The 16,996-nt window shown below is 41.7% G+C and carries 10 protein-coding genes; 3 read left to right on the top strand and 7 right to left on the bottom strand.

Annotation, left to right across the window (positions count from 1 at the left end; all coding sequences use genetic code 11):
- Window positions 1-112 precede the first annotated feature (112 nt).
- Window positions 113-2,677: a BamA/TamA family outer membrane protein gene (locus MuYL_RS20310; protein ID WP_094572295.1), complete on the top strand. Its 2,565-nt coding sequence runs from the start codon at window positions 113-115 to the stop codon at window positions 2,675-2,677.
- Window positions 2,678-2,788: 111 nt separating this feature from the next.
- Window positions 2,789-3,559, top strand: a complete 771-nt coding sequence (locus tag MuYL_RS20305; protein ID WP_094572294.1) for a TlpA family protein disulfide reductase — start codon at window positions 2,789-2,791, stop codon at window positions 3,557-3,559.
- Window positions 3,560-4,096: 537 nt separating this feature from the next.
- Here MuYL_RS20305 and MuYL_RS20300 read toward each other — a convergent pair.
- The 4 genes from MuYL_RS20300 to MuYL_RS20285 form a co-directional block, all read right to left on the bottom strand.
- Window positions 4,097-4,510, bottom strand: coding sequence for a DUF5655 domain-containing protein (locus MuYL_RS20300; RefSeq protein ID WP_211710188.1), 414 nt, complete (start codon window positions 4,508-4,510; stop codon window positions 4,097-4,099).
- Window positions 4,511-4,670: 160 nt separating this feature from the next.
- A complete protein-coding gene (locus MuYL_RS20295; protein ID WP_094572293.1) occupies window positions 4,671-7,139 on the bottom strand; it encodes an ABC transporter permease in 2,469 nt (822 codons plus the stop codon).
- A 67-nt stretch (window positions 7,140-7,206) separates the two neighbouring features.
- Complete coding sequence (locus MuYL_RS20290) at window positions 7,207-9,582, bottom strand: ABC transporter permease (RefSeq protein ID WP_094572292.1); 2,376 nt, start codon at window positions 9,580-9,582, stop codon at window positions 7,207-7,209.
- An 87-nt stretch (window positions 9,583-9,669) separates the two neighbouring features.
- On the bottom strand, window positions 9,670-12,066 hold the full coding sequence (locus tag MuYL_RS20285) for an ABC transporter permease (RefSeq protein ID WP_094572291.1): 2,397 nt from the start codon (window positions 12,064-12,066) through the stop codon (window positions 9,670-9,672).
- Window positions 12,067-12,519: 453 nt separating this feature from the next.
- Between MuYL_RS20285 and MuYL_RS20280 the strand changes: the two genes are divergently transcribed.
- Window positions 12,520-13,986 (top strand): glycoside hydrolase family 30 protein, encoded by a 1,467-nt coding sequence (locus MuYL_RS20280; protein WP_094572290.1) that lies wholly within the window; start codon window positions 12,520-12,522, stop codon window positions 13,984-13,986.
- A 69-nt stretch (window positions 13,987-14,055) separates the two neighbouring features.
- Here the strand turns inward: MuYL_RS20280 and MuYL_RS20275 are convergent, their stop codons facing one another.
- From MuYL_RS20275 to MuYL_RS20265, 3 genes are all read right to left on the bottom strand, one after another.
- On the bottom strand, window positions 14,056-15,012 hold the full coding sequence (locus MuYL_RS20275) for an acetyl-CoA carboxylase carboxyltransferase subunit alpha (RefSeq protein WP_094572289.1): 957 nt from the start codon (window positions 15,010-15,012) through the stop codon (window positions 14,056-14,058).
- A 134-nt stretch (window positions 15,013-15,146) separates the two neighbouring features.
- Window positions 15,147-15,653, bottom strand: a complete 507-nt coding sequence (locus tag MuYL_RS20270; RefSeq protein ID WP_211710186.1) for a hypothetical protein — start codon at window positions 15,651-15,653, stop codon at window positions 15,147-15,149.
- A gap of 109 nt (window positions 15,654-15,762) precedes the next feature.
- Complete coding sequence (locus tag MuYL_RS20265) at window positions 15,763-16,863, bottom strand: acyltransferase family protein (RefSeq protein WP_170309773.1); 1,101 nt, start codon at window positions 16,861-16,863, stop codon at window positions 15,763-15,765.
- Window positions 16,864-16,996: the final 133 nt, after the last annotated feature.

Raw genomic sequence — 16,996 nt, 5'->3', positions numbered from 1 at the left:
ATAATTTTTTTCGTGTATATTTATTGCTGGTTGGTTACCAGTAGTGATTCGGGAAATTGGTCGTGATACTTCTACGCAATAGCTGTTGGTTAATGAAACTCACTGTGTATTTATGAAGAAAAGCTTTACGCTGTTAATAGGTTTGTTTTTTGCTTGCGCCGCCGGCCATGCTCAGCAGTTAAAGAACGACAGCATCCGCATTGCAGTTGAGCCTGAGTATAACAAGGTTAGTAAAACGCACCGCTTTTGGTTTGGCGAGAATTACCGGGCCTTATGGGCACAGCCTGTTAAGCTAAAAGTTTTTAGGTTGGAAGATGAAAAAGGTGGATTGAAAATTCTGCAGCAGGGTGGTGGGAAACAAACTTTGTCGCTTAGGTTGCAGGATTCCAGCGGTCAGCAATGGGTGCTCCGTACCATACAAAAATATCCCGAAAGAGGCTTGCCTCCAAAATTACGGCCAACAGTTGCTAAGGATATTTTGCAGGACCAGGTATCGGCGGCACACCCTTTTGCCGCATTAACTGTTCCGCCATTGGCTGAGGTGTTGGGGGTTCCGCATTCAAACCCGCAAATAGTTTACGTAAAAGAAGATCGGGCGTTAGGTAAATACACAAAAGATTTTGCCAACAAGGTTTTTTTGTTTGAGGAGCGGGAGCCGCTGGATGCTGAAAAAACTGATAATACCGAAAAAGTACAACGTAAGCTGAAAGAAGATAACGATAATCGTGTAGATGAAAAAACCGTATTAAAAGCCCGCCTGCTTGATATGATCCTTGGTGACTGGGACAGGCATGAAGACCAGTGGCGCTGGGAAAAGAAGGACGAAGGTAAAGGGAACGTTTATGAGCCCGTGCCCCGTGATCGTGACCAGGTTTACTATAAAACTTCCGGCGTGTTTCCCTGGGTGGTGTCTCACCAGTGGTTAAAATCAAAATTTCAGGGTTACAGCGATGAGATAAGGGACATTGACGGCTGGAACTTTAACGCGCGTTACTTTGACCGCTATTTTTTGAATCAGCTTAGCGAAGATGACTGGCGCGAACAAATTACCTATGTGCAAAAAACACTAACCGATAGCCTCATTACTGCCGCGGTAAAAAAAATGCCCGACGCCATATTTAAACTTTCGGGCAATGCCATCATTACAAAGATGAAGGCCCGCCGTGACAAGCTCATGAAGCAGGCACTTGAATACTATAATTTTATTTCCATTTATGTTGAAATTCCGGCGTCAGACAAAAGGGATAATTTCACCATTCACGAAGGCTCGGCAGGCACACTAGAGGTGACTGTTAAAAAAATAAAAAAGGACGGGGAACTCGACAAGACAACCTACCACCGGGTATTTAAACCGGCTGTTACCAGGGAAGTAAGGCTTTATGGTTTTAATGGTAACGATGTTTTTTCGGTAACAGGCGATACAACATCGCCCATAAAAGTACGCATGATTGGCGGGGGAGGTGTGGACAGTTTTTATGTAGATAAAAAATTGAATAACCGGAGTAAGCTGTATGTGTATGACCGGTCAGATTCAGCCAACGTGACACCGCCCTCATCGCAGGCACGGTTGCGCACCAGTATCGATACCGGGGTAAATAATTATAACCGCACCAGTTTCAAGTACGATAGGTTTGAGCCGATAATCCTTGCAAACTACAATACGGATATCGGTATCCTGTTAATCGGTGGTTTCTCTTACGAAAAACATGGTTTCAGAGGTGAGCCTTATTCTTTCAGGCAGGAGTTCCTGACCAATTATTCTCTTTCGCGCAAATCGTTGCTTTTTACCTACGTGGCTGATTTTAAAAATGCTATCGGGAACAACGATCTCAGGATAAATGCGCTTTCAAGGGGGCCTAATAACGTAAGTAACTTTTTTGGTGTAGGGAACGGAACGCCGTTTGTAAATGAAGGGGATAAAAAAATCACCTATTACCGTAATCGCTATGACCTGGTAACCGCTGATGTTGGATTGTACCACAGATATGGCAAATGGGTTTTAAATGCAGGGATAGGAGGGCAGTTTTATAACAGCGGCGCTGCCAATAACACCACCCGGTTTTTGAATGATTATAATGCGGCCCATCCTAATGAAGATGTGTTCTCAACAAAATGGTCGGCCGGGCTGGTAGCGGGCGCCACTTATGATACCCGTAACAAAGGATTTTTAACCACCAGTGGCGTTTACTGGAACACTACAGTTACATCAATGAAAGCGCTAACCGGATCGCACAACGCTTATACCCAGATCCAATCGGAGTTTAGCTTTTACGCTAACCCGGATAAGGACTCTGTATTGATTATAGCTAACCGCACCGGCGGCGGAACTTATTTTGGCACTGCCGATTATTTTCAGCAGGTAAAACTCGGTGGCCCGCAAACCTTACGCGGTTTCCACACCTGGCGGTTTACGGGGCGGACAATGCTTTACAATAACTTTGAAGTAAGGCTTAAAGTGCTCGATTTTACTTCGTACCTGTTACCTGGAAGTGTAGGTGTAATCGGTTTTAACGATATTGGCAGGGTTTGGTCAGCTACAGACAGTTCAAACGCGTGGCATGACGGTTACGGCGGAGGTATTTACGTGGTGCCTGCCGAGCTGGTGCTGATCCAGGCAGCGGTGGGTTTTTCAAAGGAAGGTTCTTTGCCTTATATATCTATTGGATTTAGGTTTTAGGTTTTAGGTGAATTTAGCTGCGGTAGTGACGGAATGGACTTGAATTTATATTAATTAAATCTCACTATGGTTCCCGCATTAATTATATTTACCTAACCAATTTGTTTAGCCATGAGAAGAATACGCTACTGCCTTGCATTATTTTTCATTTTTAATGCTGCGTTTTCTCAAAAGGCAGTCTTGGGTAAGCCACTTGTTGAGCCGGCAAAAATTTTGAAGGACGGGTTAAGCCTTGCTTACTATAACCGCGATTATTTAAAAACTACTGAAGATTTTACGGCTTATAATACATCATCAAGAGCTATAGACAAGATGAAATTTTTCCAGCTTTTTGCAACGGGTAATTACCTGCCTATGCGGTTGGCCGGGCCGGGAAACCAGTATCGTTTGTATAAGCTGGCTCCCAGGGTAAGTGACGATATCCATTCCGTTCTTCAGAGTTATGGAAAAACGGCACTGGCTCATTATAAAATGGAGGGCAAAAAGTTTCCGGGGTTAAATTATACTGATATTGATGGTAAAGTTTATAATTCTAAAAACACCAAAGGAAAGATTGTAGTAATAAAATGCTGGTTTTTGCACTGCCAGGCTTGCAATGAGGAAATACCTGCTTTGAACCAATTGGTTGATAAATATAAAAACCGGGATGACGTTGTTTTTATCAGCCTTGCTTTCGACCCGGTAGAAAAGCTAAAAGCTTTTTCGAAGAAGACAGTATTTAAATATGCATTGGCCCCGGTTAAAGAGTCATACATAGAAAAGGACCTTGGCACCAATGAATACCCAACCCACTTTGTAATAAACAGGCAGGGCTTAATTGTAAAAGTAGTTAATGACGCTGATGAGCTTGCAGCAGCACTAAATAATGAGGCAGGAAAGTGAACATCAGAAACAATAAAAATAATTGACTGGCTTTTTGGTTGCTAATTAATTTAATGAGCTAAATATTGAGTTCACCGCATCGGTTTTGTAGGAAGAGATATAAACTGTCGGGTAAATAAGCGTTTTTAATGCGAGGTAGCTTGTGTTACAAGAACGCACGTGAATACCATTTATACTGTGCTGGAAATAGTTTGGCGTAAAAATGCGCTCTATTTATTGAGAAGCTGTATTGGGCCAACTATTATTTTGCTCAAAACAGCCACCGCATATTTACACACAGATGCGTTTATTTTTATTGATATAAACAACCGTACCTAAAGTAATATCGTAAATATACACATGGATAAACCATTTCTCCGGTGTCGCAAATGCGGGGCAGTATTTCATTTCCCGATACAGAAAGGTTGGATATTAAGAAACTTGCTGTTTTTTTTACCGGTAAGGATATATTTTTGCGCCAAATGTAATACTTCGCGCTACCGGTTGCTTACCGACAAAGAAGCGCATAAATACCACCCGGTATAATTACTGCACGGTTTAATTACTGTTTCCATAAGCCAGCTGCATATACATTCTTACTTCATCATTAATATCCTCCGGCAGGTACATCCGGAAATGGTGGTTAAAATCGCTGCTTCCAGTTACCGGCTTTATTTTATTAAAGCATAAATTATCATCATAGGTTTGTTTAAAAGGGAATACAACATCTATGAAGTTTTTGCCGAGTTGAATAACGTATGCAAATCTTTTTCGGCTGGCAAAGCTGATCATTGACTTTGCCGGATGAAGCCTGACCTCGCCAATTTTTTGAAACTCACCTACTAAATGATTGAAAAGCGCAATGGTATGTTCCGATTTTCCATTTAAAAAGTCTGTGAGCTGTTTTTCCCTGCATGAATGCACCTGGTTGGTGTTTATAAATTCCTGATTGCATAAGGGGCACGTCCACATAGTGTTTGAAGATTGGTTGCTCAAATATAAAAAAAGCGATCCGGATCTCATCCCGGAACGCTTTCAACTAACTCTCAGGTTTTATAGATGAGGGGCTGAGCCTTTTTAAATAATTTGCGTTGTTAGTTGTTGGAGGGTTTTTTAGCTGAGCTAAAGGTTTTTACTCGCTTCTCAAACTCTTTACGGGGTTGGCCAGGGCTGCTCTGATACTCTGATAGCTTATTGTTAAAATGGCAATTAAAAACACCATTAACATAGGGAGTATAAAATACCAGGCATTAAACTCAATGCGGAACTTATAGCCTTGCAGCCATTTATTACAGCCCCAATACGCCAGCGGCAATGCTATTGTATTGGCAATTAAAATCAGCCCGGCAAAGTCTTTTGAAATGAGCAGCAGTATGTTGGCTACTGATGCACCCAATACTTTACGGATGCCTATTTCTTTAATACGCTGTGTTATGGTAATTAATGTTAAGCCGAATAAACCCAGGCAGGCTACAAAAATAGCAAAGCCGGAAAACAGGCTGAATACCTGACCAAAATGCTGCTCAACCTTATATTGCTGATCAAAAAACTCATCTAAAAAGAAATACTGGAAGGCAGCGTCGGGAAATACATTTTTATAGGTTTTTTCTATTTGTGCAATGGTTTGCGGCAAATTATTGTTGTTAAATTTAACCTCATAGTGGGTTACGCTTGAAGGGTCGATCCCTCTGATAACCAGTGGGGTGTAGTTGTCTTTTAACGAAGTTTGATGAAAGTTTTTAATTACACCTACCACTTCATTTTCAAATACCCGGCCACGACCATTTTTTGTTTCGACCAATTTACCAATGGCATCCTGCGCATTTTTAAAGCCAAGGGATACAACTGCGGCCTCATTCAGCATCATCGGGCTTTTTGAGGGATTTGTGTTAGCGCTGATCTTTTCTCCGGCAACAACATTTACCTTAAACTGGTTGAGGTACCTGTTCCCGATTTCAAGGGTTGAAAGGCGCAGATTTTTTTCTCCGGCTTGTGTATGGCGGGTGTACGACATAATATAATCAATACTTTGTCCGGGGATACTTGACGACGAGGTAACACTTTTTATCCGTGGGTCGCGGGCAAGTTCTGTTTGAAAAACGCTGTCTTTTACGGTGAAGTTAGCTGCGTCCTGGTCGGTGCCCCTTACATTTTGAGGGGCTAAAATAACCAGGGTTTGTTTCATATCCATCCCCATATTTGATGATTTCATGAAGTTTACCTGGCGATAAACTACCAATGTACCCATCATAAAGGCAATGGTGACAACAAACTGGAAAACAACAAGCGCTTTGCGGAGCGAGAGACCCTTGGTGTTGTTTATAAACTTTCCTTTTAAGATTTGTACGGGCTTATAATCTGAAAGGATGAGGGCAGGGTATGTGGCTGATAATAAAACACCACCAATCAAAACACCCAAAAATCCGAATGCAAAATAAGGGTCTTCCCATAAGGTAAAGCCGATCAGTACACCACATAGCGCGCTGAACCAAGGCATACAAAGCAGAACAATAAATATTGCCACTGCCACACTTATAACGTTCAGCAATAACGATTCGAACAAGAACTGTCTGACAAGCTGCGCACGTTGAGAACCCAGTACCTTGCGAATGCCAACCTCCTTTGCCCGTTCCATTACCTTAGCGGTTGACAGGTTTATATAATTGATATAAGCAATAACCAGGATAAGAACCGCAATGAGGCCCAGATACCAAACCAAATTCCCGTTACCACCAGCGCTGATCTCGTTAGAAAGATTAGAATATAGATGGATGTCGCCCAAGGGCTGCAAACTTAATTTTATGGAGTTAATATTTGTTTTTCCCTGTGTTGGGCTCATTGCGTTTTGGCCGTTCAAACCAGCATATTTCTTTATAAAGCCAGGTAGTTTGGCGTCAAATATTTTTGGATCCGTTTGAGGCGAGAGGGAGATGTAAGTGTATGAATCCGGGTAAACCCAATCACCGGCTCTGGCATCACCGGATACCAGGAAGTCGAATTGCAAATGAGAGTTTGCAGGCACATCCTTGAATACGCCTGTAACCATAGCTTTAATATCCGTGCCTGAAATCTGTTGCTGGATCCTTATAGTTTTGCCTACAGGCTCGCGGCTGCCAAAATATTTTTTCGCAGTACTTTCGCTAATTACAACTGTATTGGGGTTGTTCAGAGCTGTGGCATTACCCTCGGTCATTGGGAAAGAAAACAAGCGTAAAAAAGATGCATCTGCCTGGTAAATCCTTTCTTCGTTAAAAGCTGTTATTGATCCGTTGATTTGTTGCGTGCTAACCAACCCTCCCAACTTTGAGATCCTCGTTACTTCCTGCACTTCAGGGAAAGTGGCCTTTAGCGCGGGGCCCACCGCAGAATACGTTTTCGGCATATCCTCAATTACGTTACCCTGGCTATTATTTTGATGTTTAATGCGGTAGATGCGGGCGCCGTTTTTATGGAAATTATCGTAGCTTAATTCAAAGCTAATATATTGCACAATAAGCAGGCATGCAGCCATACCTATAGCGAGCCCCATCACATTGATAAGCGAAAATAGTTTTTGACGCATCAGGATGCGCCAGGCGGTTTTTAAGTAGTTTAATGTCATTTTATTTCACAGTTAATAGTTTAAAGACGGGAAATTTCCCGGTATAGCAATCAGGATCAATGGCTGATTACTCACTTTTGAGGCTTTTAGCCGGATTCATTAATGCTGCATTTATGCTTTGATAGCTTACAGTTAAAAGGGTGATCAACAATGTGCCTATAGCCGATGCAGCAAATATCCACCAGGATAAACCAGTGTGATACGTGTAGTTTTGTAACCATTTGAGCATGCAGTAATAAGCGCCGGGTGTTGCAATTACAAGGGCTATAACTATCAATAAAACAAAATCTTTAGATAATAGCGCCCAGAGGTTAAACACAGTGGCACCTAATACTTTTCGTACACCAATTTCCTTAGTGCGTTGTTCTGCCATAAAGGTAGCCATACCAAATAAACCAAGGCAACTGATAAAAACAGAAAGGCCGGCAAAGAAGCTAGCCAGTTTACCTACGCGTTCCTCATCACCAAATTTTTGTGCATATTCCTGGTCAACAAATTTGTAATCAAACGGATCTGCTGGTGCATACTTCTTGCAAATAGCTTCAATGTTGGTTAATGCTTCACTTACACTCATTTTAGGATTAATTCGAATGTTTACAATACCCGCTTCGCCGGTTAAATAAAAAATAGTAGGCTTTATTGGCTCATAGGGCGATTCAACGATCATGTCTTTTGTAATTCCCAGTATGCGGTATTTTTTATCATCCCAATTAATAATTTGTCCCACAGGATTTTTTAACCCCATATACTTAACCGCAGTTTGGTTTAATACCAGGCCGCTTAAATCTGCCGGGGTTGATCTTAAAAATCCCCTGCCATCATTAAATTGCCAGTTCACGGTGTTCCCATATTCCGGCGTTACCGCAACCGTTGCAAATTCTCCCGCAGTGCCCGCATCTTTTCCCGGCCAGTTAAATCCTCCGCTTGTTCTGCTTCCCTTTGTGATTTGGTTCCCTGATTCGGCTATTTCTATTACTGACTGTGATTGCAGCAACTCATTTCTAACCGCTTGCATGTTTTTGTGAAGCGCTTCGGAATAAGGCCTAACCATAATTAAACCGGAACGGTTATAGCCAATGGGCCGGTTTTTTGCAAATTGGATCTGTCTGAGCACAACAATTGTCCCGATAATCATGGTAACTGAAAATGTGAACTGAACAACAATAAGCACTTTTCGCGGGATGCCGGCGAACCGGCCAGCTTTAAATGAACCCTTTAACGCCTTTACCGGTTGGAAAGATGACAGATAGAAAGCCGGATAACTGCCGGCGAATAAGCCGCTGATTACCAAAAAGCCAATGCCAGTTAACCAAAACAAGGGGCTGGTCCATAATATACTAACGTGCTTTCCTGTTAGGGCGTTAAAATAGGGAAGTGTTAATTGCGCCAAAAACATTGCTGCAACAAAAGCCAGCGCTGCTACCAGCAACGATTCGCTTAGAAATTGCCAGATCAACTGGCTCCTGAGTGAACCTATAGACTTTCGTATTCCAACCTCTTTTGCCCGCTTTTCGGAACGAGCGGTGCTCAGGTTCATGAAATTTATGCCTGCCAGCATCAAAACAAAAATACCGATGATGCCAAAGAGCCATACATACCTGATAGCGCCATCGGTATTTACGCCATTTTTAAACTCAGCATATAAATGCCACCTGCTCATCGGGAACAGGAACACCTGCGGGTTTGATAATTTTCCCTGCTGATCAAGATTTTGCTTTTTGATATTTTTAATTTTTTCTGAAACTTCGGTAATGCTTTTTGATGCTACAACCTGAGCGAAAATTTGAAAAGAGTTGGCGTTCCAGTTAGTTTTGGATTGTTGAACATCGCCCGAGTTGGCATATAGTTCCCACGGAGCAATAAATGCCACATTACTGAAGGTGGTATTTGCAGGCAGATCCTGGTAAACGCCGCCAACTTTTAAATTAGTTCCATCTAATTTTATGATTTTGCCTACCGGATTTTCATCGCCAAAAAAAGCTTGCGATACTGATTGAGTAAGCAGGATGGACGATGGGTCTTTTAAAGCGTTTATTAATCCTTTATTCATGCTAAGGGTAAGCATTTCAGGGGCGTCCTGTTCCATGTAATTACCGGACACAGAAATGTTTTTGCCGCCGAACGATATAAGATGCGCGTTGGTCCATGACGATAGCACAACATGCTTGAAATAGTTGCCATACAAGTGCCGAAGCTCATAAGCAGCGGGGACAGGCATAGCTTTTAGCGAATTAACTTCGCCATTAACGGTTTGATTCTGCATTACCCGGGCTATGTTTTCGTAATTTTTGTGGTACCTGTCAAATGATAGTTCATCCACTATCCATAAACCAATTAATATAGCTACGGTCATGCCAACTGCAAGGCCGCCGACGTTTATCCCTGTAAGGCCTTTGTTGTGTACCAGGTTACGCCAGGCAATTTTTAAGTAATTCTTTATCATAATTTGGTTTTAGTGTAAAACAGTAATTATTCGCAGCCGGATATTTTTTCGATAAACTAAACTATTCAAATAAATCCTTCGTACGAGTTACTCTGATTTTAAACTGTTAGCCGGGTTAGCCATGGCAGCCTTAACCGACCGAACACTTATAGTAATAAACGCTATTAACATGGCAGCTACGCCTGCGGCAATAAATACCCACCATTGGATATTTACGCGATAAGCAAAATTTTGCAGCCATTTATTTACAGCAAACCATGCAATCGGAGCAGCAACAATTGCAGCAACAAATACCAGCAAAACCAGCTCTTTGGCCAGCATGTTTACAATGTGGTGTATACCGGCTCCCAAAACCTTTCTAATTCCAATTTCCTTTACCCGTTGTTCAGCAGTAAAAGTTACCAGGCCAAACAACCCTAGGCAGGCAATACAAATTGCCAGCACCGTGAAAATTAATAACAAATTGCCTTGCTTTTTTTCCGACAGGTATTGATCGGCAAAGTTTTGATCAAGCCAATGGTAATCTACTTTGTTTTCAGGATCAAACCTGGCGTAAACTTGCTGCAGGTAAGCCAATGCAGCCGGAATATTGTTTTTGCTCAAACGTACATACATGTTATCCCTATCATTAGTAACGGCAGGTAGGTTTAGCACCATTGGCGAAACTTTGTGCTGTAGCGAATAAGTGTTAAAATCTTTCGTTACGCCAATTATGGTTGAATAGTTGATAACACCATGATTGACACCAGTACGGACACGCCTGCCGATTGGATTTTTCCACCCGAGTTCGTTTATTAATGTTTCGTTAACTATAATGGAGTGGTTCGCGGTATCCGAAATACCTTTTTGAAAATTACGTCCCATTGCCATTTTTATTTGCATTGCGGGTATAAAATCGGGATCAACAATTAAAGACTCAACCATTTTGGTATCGGCTGCGTTGTTACCGTCCGGACCTATGTTAAAGGCATTTGAGCCGATGTCATTATTGCCGATGGGGTTACCTGCAACAGCTACGCTTTGGATCAATGGGTTTTGCAGCAATTGCGCTTTAATTTCTTCAGTTTTTGCGCGTGCACCTTTATTATGGATGTGAAAAGTTAGCATCTGCGATTTATCAAAGCCGAGATCTCTATTTAAAACATAATGCAGCTGCTGGTAAATTATGCAAGAACCAACAATCATCACGATGGTGATAACAAACTGGAAAATAACCAGGCCTTTTCTGAAAAGAATGGTTGACGATTGATTGCCCAATTGGCCTTTCATGGCCGGGATGGTTTTAAAACCGGATAAGAATAGCGCAGGATAGATGCCGCTCACAACACCCGTTACAAGTGCAAAAAATGCAAATATCAGCAACGATTTGCTTACACCGAAGTACCAAATGTTTAATGATTTGCCCGAAAGGAGGTTGAAATAAGGTAGAGCAGCCTGGATCAGCACCATTCCTGCAAGTGTAGCCAGAATAGCCAACAGGATGGATTCGAAAAAGAACATATAAAGCAATTGCGCCTTGCCAGAGCCTATCACTTTACGGATGCCTATCTCTTTAACCCTTACCGATGAACGTGCGGTAGTGAGGTTAACATAGTTGATTATCGCGATAACCAATATCAGTAAACCAACAATACCGAATATGTACATATAGGTGATATTGCCGTTATTGCCCATTTCATAGTCAAGGTTTGAATGCAGGTGAATGGAAGTAAGCGGTTGCAGTTCCATTTTATATTTTACACCGGCGAAGGAAGCCTTTAAGTGCTTGTTAAAGAAATCGTCAGACCGGGCCTCTATTTTCTTATAGTCGTCATGGTTTTTAAGTAGTACAAATGTGAAAACCCCGGCACTGGCCCATTGACCGGTATAGTTATCATCAAAGGAACGAAGTGCACTGAATTTGAAGGTTGAATTTGCCGGTACATCGGCAATTACGCCGGTTACCACGTTTTGCGAACTGCCATTAACACCAAACGAAATGATTTTGTCCATGGCTAACGCAGCATCACCAAATATTTTTTCGGCAAGGGTTTTTGTAAGCACTATGCTATTGGGTTTTGATAGGGCGGTATTGGGATCTCCCGATAAAAAATGATAAGTAAAAATGTTGAAAATTGCATTGTCGGTAAATGAAATATCATTGGCAACTATCTGTTTATCATTATATATAATTTTTCCGCCACCTTCCAGGTCAATGCGGATGGCATCTTCAACTTCAGGATAATCTGCTTTTAAAGCTGGTGCATAAGGGATGGATGTAATAGCCAGGTTAAAACCACCATTTCCCCATTTGCCATGCTGAGCAACACGAAAAATTCTGTCTGATTTGTCATTATATCGGTCGTAGCTCCATTCATCGGTCATGTATGACGCGATAATCCAGAAGGCGGCTACGCCAAGGGCTAATCCACAAATATTCACTAATGAAAAGAACCGATGCTTGTTCAGGTTTCTCCAGGCAATTTTTAAATAGATCTTTATCATAGCAGGCTTACTTGAAGGTATATGAGTGATGGAATTACAATTTCGGGCTTTTTTAGCAAATATTCAGTATACAGCCAAATCTTTATCATTAACATCGTGCCGCTATTTTAATATATTAATAATCAGCGTGTTGTATTGATTGATTGTGGGCTGTGCCTGTTGCATATCCGTACGGTAGGTGTCCGGTTTTGTTACAGCGGAAGTGCTTTTATGCGGGTGTTTTATTTAAATTGTTCAGGAGTTTTAAATGCCTGAAGGTTTCTTCAAAAAGTATGGGGACATTTAGATCATGAGGATTTGTAAGTATTTGGGTAATATTATTGAAGCAGATCTCTTGTTAATCAATATGTTATAAATCTATTAAAGATAATTGGATTACAATTATCTTTAATAGATTTGGGTATTATAACCCTGCTGTAAGCACTGCAATATATTTCCAGATAATAACCCATTATGAAAAGACGATTTCTTACACTTTCGATGGCTTTTGCCTTGATTATCTTAGGCGACGCTGAAATGGTAAATGCCCAAAAAAGTAAGCTTTACACTGCTGCCAATAAAAAAGTAACCGTATATGTTACTGCAAAAGGTACTGATGACCGAATGAAACAAATGGGCACCCTCACATTTACAAGCAATCCTCAGCCTGTTGAAACCGAAGTCGCCATATTTGTTGATCCGTCGAAAACGTTCCAAACAATGCTGGGGATAGGCGGCGCGCTAACCGATGCATCAGCGGAAACCTTTTATAAACTGCCTAAAGACAAGCAAAAGGAACTGCTCACCGCTTATTTTGATAAAAATAAGGGAATTGGTTACACGCTGGGACGCACCAGTATTCAAAGCAGCGACTTTTCAAGCGAAAGCTACAGCTATGTTAAAAACAATGATGTTAGTTTAAAGTCATTTGACGTAAGTCACGATAAAAAATACCGGATCCCTTTTATAAAAGAAGTTACCGCTGCAGCAGGTGGCAAACTTACCTTATTTGTAAGCCCATGGAGCCCGCCGGGATGGATGAAAACCAATGGTGATGTTTTACATGGCGGAAAGCTTTTGCCTAAATATGACCAGCAATGGGCAAATTTTTATGTGAAATTTATTCAAACCTATGAAAAACTGGGTATGCCAATCTGGGGTCTTTCGGTGCAGAATGAACCTATGGCCACCCAAACATGGGAGTCGTGCCTGTACACTGCGGAAGAGGAACGCGACTTTATAAAAAACTTTTTAGGCCCAACACTTTATAAAGCAGGCATGGCCGGTAAAAAACTGATTGCCTGGGATCACAACCGCGATTTAATGTATCAGCGTGCAAGTACCATTCTGGAAGATCCGGCTTCTGCAAAATACGTTTGGGGAATAGGCTTTCACTGGTATGAAACGTGGACCGGCGCAGGCATGAATTTTGAAAATGCGCGCCTGGTGGCAAAGGTATTCCCGGATAAGAAATTGATATTTACCGAAGGCTGCGTTGAGAAATTTGATTTTAACAGGCTTAATGACTGGGCGCTTGGCGAGCGGTATGGCCTTTCAATGATCAATGATTTTAATGCAGGAACAGTAGGATGGACAGACTGGAACATTTTGCTTGATGAAAAAGGCGGGCCAAACCACGTTGGCAATTTTTGCTTTGCACCCATACATGCTGACACCCGTAACGGGAGCTTGATCTATACCAATTCGTACTATTACATGGGGCATTTCTCCAAATTTATCCGCCCGGGTGCTAAACGCATTGTAAGTTCTGCAAGTAGGGATAAGCTTTTAACCACCGCTTATATTAACCCCGATGGCAAACTGGCTGTTGTGGTAATGAACAAAACAGATGAAAATATTGATTACTCGCTATGGATAAAGGGCAAGGCTGCCAAAACAACCAGCCCGGCGCATTCAATTGAGACTTTGGTGGTGGAGTAACCAATCCCGCATAAAACAATAAAAGCGGACATCAGCCGCTTTTATTGTTTATGGTTTATGGTGTATGTGTTAATCTTCTATCACCACACCCATATTGCAGAACTTATCTATCCTTTCGGTAACCAGTTCATCAATATTGCGTTCTTTTAATACTTTAAGGTCTTTCAAAAGCTGTTTCTTTAAAATAGCAGCCATGGCAACCGGATCCTGGTGTGCGCCGCCAAGGGGTTCTTTAATAACACCGTCTATCAGTTTGTTTTTCAGCATTTCGGTGCTGGTAAGTTTCAGCATTTCTGCCGCTCTTTCCTTATGTTCCCAGGTTTTGAACAGGATGGTTGAGCAATTTTCTGGAGAGATAACCGAATACCATGAATTATCAAGCATCAATACCCTATCGCCAATACCTATTCCCAATGCACCGCCTGATGCGCCTTCACCTATCACAACGCAGATAACAGGCACTTTTAATATCGACATCTCCAGCAGGTTGCGCGCTATGGCTTCGCCTTGTCCGCGTTCTTCGGCTTCAAGGCCAGGGAATGCTCCTGGGGTGTCTATTAGTGTTATAACAGGCTTATTGAACTTTTCGGCTAGTTTCATCAGCCTTAAAGCCTTGCGGTAACCTTCGGGATTAGCCATACCGAAATTGCGCATCTGGCGCTCTTTGGTGTTGCGTCCTTTTTGGTGGCCAATAAACATAGCTGTTTGTCCGCCAATAGTTCCGAAGCCCCCAATTATCGCTTTGTCGTCGCCAACAGTCCGGTCGCCATGTAATTCGATAAAATCGTCGCACATCAGTTCCAGATATTGCAGGGAGTATGGCCTTTCCGGGTGACGGGAGATCTGTACTTTTTGCCAACCGGTCAGGTTCGCATAAATCTCTTTCTTAGCGGTTTCTAATTTATTTTCAAGCTCTGTTATCGTTGCCGACATATCCAGCTTGTTTTTATCTTCAACCTGTTTTACCTTTTCTATCTGCTGCTGCAGTTCGGCAAGTGGTTTTTCAAAGTCAAAAGTAATCTTCATTCAACAATTTTATTAGTAGTGAGATGAACTTTCTATATCAATCAAATTCACACCCCTTTTGCGTTAACAAAACACTATGATGTTTTACACTTAATCAGGGGGCGCTAAATTAAATAAATCTAATGGTATTTCCGTTAATTACGTTTTTCTAACGATTCAATTTTGCGCAACTGCTGTGGCGTGAGCAAGTTTTTGGTAACCAGGTATGATTGTAAAATAACATTTCTGAGTTCGCCCTGGTATAATCCGTAACGGTTTGCATAAAATATCAACGACCCGTTATCCAGTTTGTTATATTTAAAAATACTATCCAATGTGCGCTCATTGCGGATAATTATCAAACCCATCTCCAATGTTTTGCGGCGGAGCTCCTTGACAACGGCATTTAATTTGGTTAACTGCTGCGGACTAAGGTCCAGTTCCTTTTTGTATTGCAGCGCTTTTTGCGGCGATGGATAATGATTTAATTCGGCAGCCAACGACATGTGGTAAAGATCTTTGCCATTCAATAAGGCTGTATATTCTTCATCTGTTAACGTCTTTACGGATGATTTTTTGATAGTTATGCTATCTGTTGCCGGCTGAGCTTTTACTTTAGTCAACATGAGCAGGATAAAAAGGAGATGTAAATAATTCTTCATGTTTTGTTGACTCATTCAAATTCTTGTGATGTTCATCCGGTTGAATCAAAATACATTCCAATTTAACCAGACTTTGCTTAATCAACTAAATAAAATAGCGATTGTTCAATTATAGTTTAAAAAACACCTTTTTCCTATAAAGGAAGTAACAAAGCAGCCATTCCAGCCCAAAAATGCAGGCTGAGGCCACAATAACTTTAAGTAACTCGCCGGCATTAAACCAACTCAAAATGCCATTTGAAATACAGCCGATGTAACCATTAAACCAACGGCTGCCCACAATTTCAAAAAACAGGTATATGAAAATGGAATTCATGCCTACAATGGTGAAAAAAGTTAAATACTTACGGTGGCCCAGTACATCAACCCACCAATAGCTGATAGCCAAAAACCACAGGCACCAGCCTAACGCAGCTATAGTGAATGATGTCGTTGCTATGCGTTTGATGATCGGCGTGATGTTTAACAAGTCGAACCCATAACCTAACACCAGGCAGGCCAATCCCCAAAGGATGAGCTGCCTTAATTTATGATGATTGCTGCTCAATAGCAACTTCCCGGCCAATGCGCCGGCAATGGTGTGCACAGCAGTTGGGATGCAGTTTATGGCTACCCATCCGCCATTGTTTATCTTATTCATCAGCAGCAGGTCGATGTAATTACCAAAGTTATGCTGGTCGGTAAACGGTTGATCGAAGCCGGGCACGTGCGTAAACCGGTACAATATTTCGGTGAGCACCAACAAACCTATGCATACGCCTATCTGTGCCAGCGAGCTCCACCTGAAAATGAGGAAAGCTACCAACGTGGTAAAAGAAAGCTGGGTAAGTACATCCCATAATTCGAATGATAAACCCTTCGGGCGAACAGCGTAATCCAGCACACCCCAAAAAAACAGCCAGCCACAACGTTTTAGTGTTTTTTTAAAACTCTGGTTCCAGGTGGTCCCGTTCGCCCATTGTTTATTCAATGAAAAAGCCATTGCTACCCCTGCCATAAACATGAACGCCGGCTGCACCAGATCCCAAAAGTGGAGGCCGTGCCAGGGATGATGGGTGAATTGTTCAATAAAACTATTGTGTGAATGCTCATATAAATAATCATACATTCCTGTTGATTCGATGGCCAGTAGAACCATGATAAAGCCGCGAAGAAAATCGAGGGAAAGCAGGCGGGTGGATAATGGGTTTAGTGTTTGCTTTGTAGTCATAAGCTACTTTTTAATTTTGTGGCGGGCATTATTAACGGATTTAATAAAGCTAAGCAATTATTTAAATTTTTGAATAAAGCAGTTAATTGGCTAGTCTTATTTTTTTTAAACAAACGCCTTTTTAATAAAGGAT

Source organism: Mucilaginibacter xinganensis (assembly GCF_002257585.1).
In the GTDB taxonomy this organism is placed as follows: Bacteria; Bacteroidota; Bacteroidia; order Sphingobacteriales; family Sphingobacteriaceae; genus Mucilaginibacter; species Mucilaginibacter xinganensis.
This window is presented reverse-complemented; position numbering and strand designations above follow the sequence as displayed.

Excerpts from the sequence above, each read along its gene's own strand:
- MuYL_RS20310 (WP_094572295.1), top strand. The coding sequence starts at position 113 with ATGAAGAAAAGCTTTACGCTGTTAATAGGTTTGTTTTTTGCTTGCGCC.
- MuYL_RS20305 (WP_094572294.1), top strand. The coding sequence starts at position 2,789 with ATGAGAAGAATACGCTACTGCCTTGCATTATTTTTCATTTTTAATGCT.
- MuYL_RS20300 (WP_211710188.1), bottom strand. The coding sequence starts at position 4,510 with ATGTGGACGTGCCCCTTATGCAATCAGGAATTTATAAACACCAACCAG.
- MuYL_RS20295 (WP_094572293.1), bottom strand. The coding sequence starts at position 7,139 with ATGACATTAAACTACTTAAAAACCGCCTGGCGCATCCTGATGCGTCAA.
- MuYL_RS20290 (WP_094572292.1), bottom strand. The coding sequence starts at position 9,582 with ATGATAAAGAATTACTTAAAAATTGCCTGGCGTAACCTGGTACACAAC.
- MuYL_RS20285 (WP_094572291.1), bottom strand. The coding sequence starts at position 12,066 with ATGATAAAGATCTATTTAAAAATTGCCTGGAGAAACCTGAACAAGCAT.
- MuYL_RS20280 (WP_094572290.1), top strand. The coding sequence starts at position 12,520 with ATGAAAAGACGATTTCTTACACTTTCGATGGCTTTTGCCTTGATTATC.
- MuYL_RS20275 (WP_094572289.1), bottom strand. The coding sequence starts at position 15,012 with ATGAAGATTACTTTTGACTTTGAAAAACCACTTGCCGAACTGCAGCAG.
- MuYL_RS20270 (WP_211710186.1), bottom strand. The coding sequence starts at position 15,653 with ATGAAGAATTATTTACATCTCCTTTTTATCCTGCTCATGTTGACTAAA.
- MuYL_RS20265 (WP_170309773.1), bottom strand. The coding sequence starts at position 16,863 with ATGACTACAAAGCAAACACTAAACCCATTATCCACCCGCCTGCTTTCC.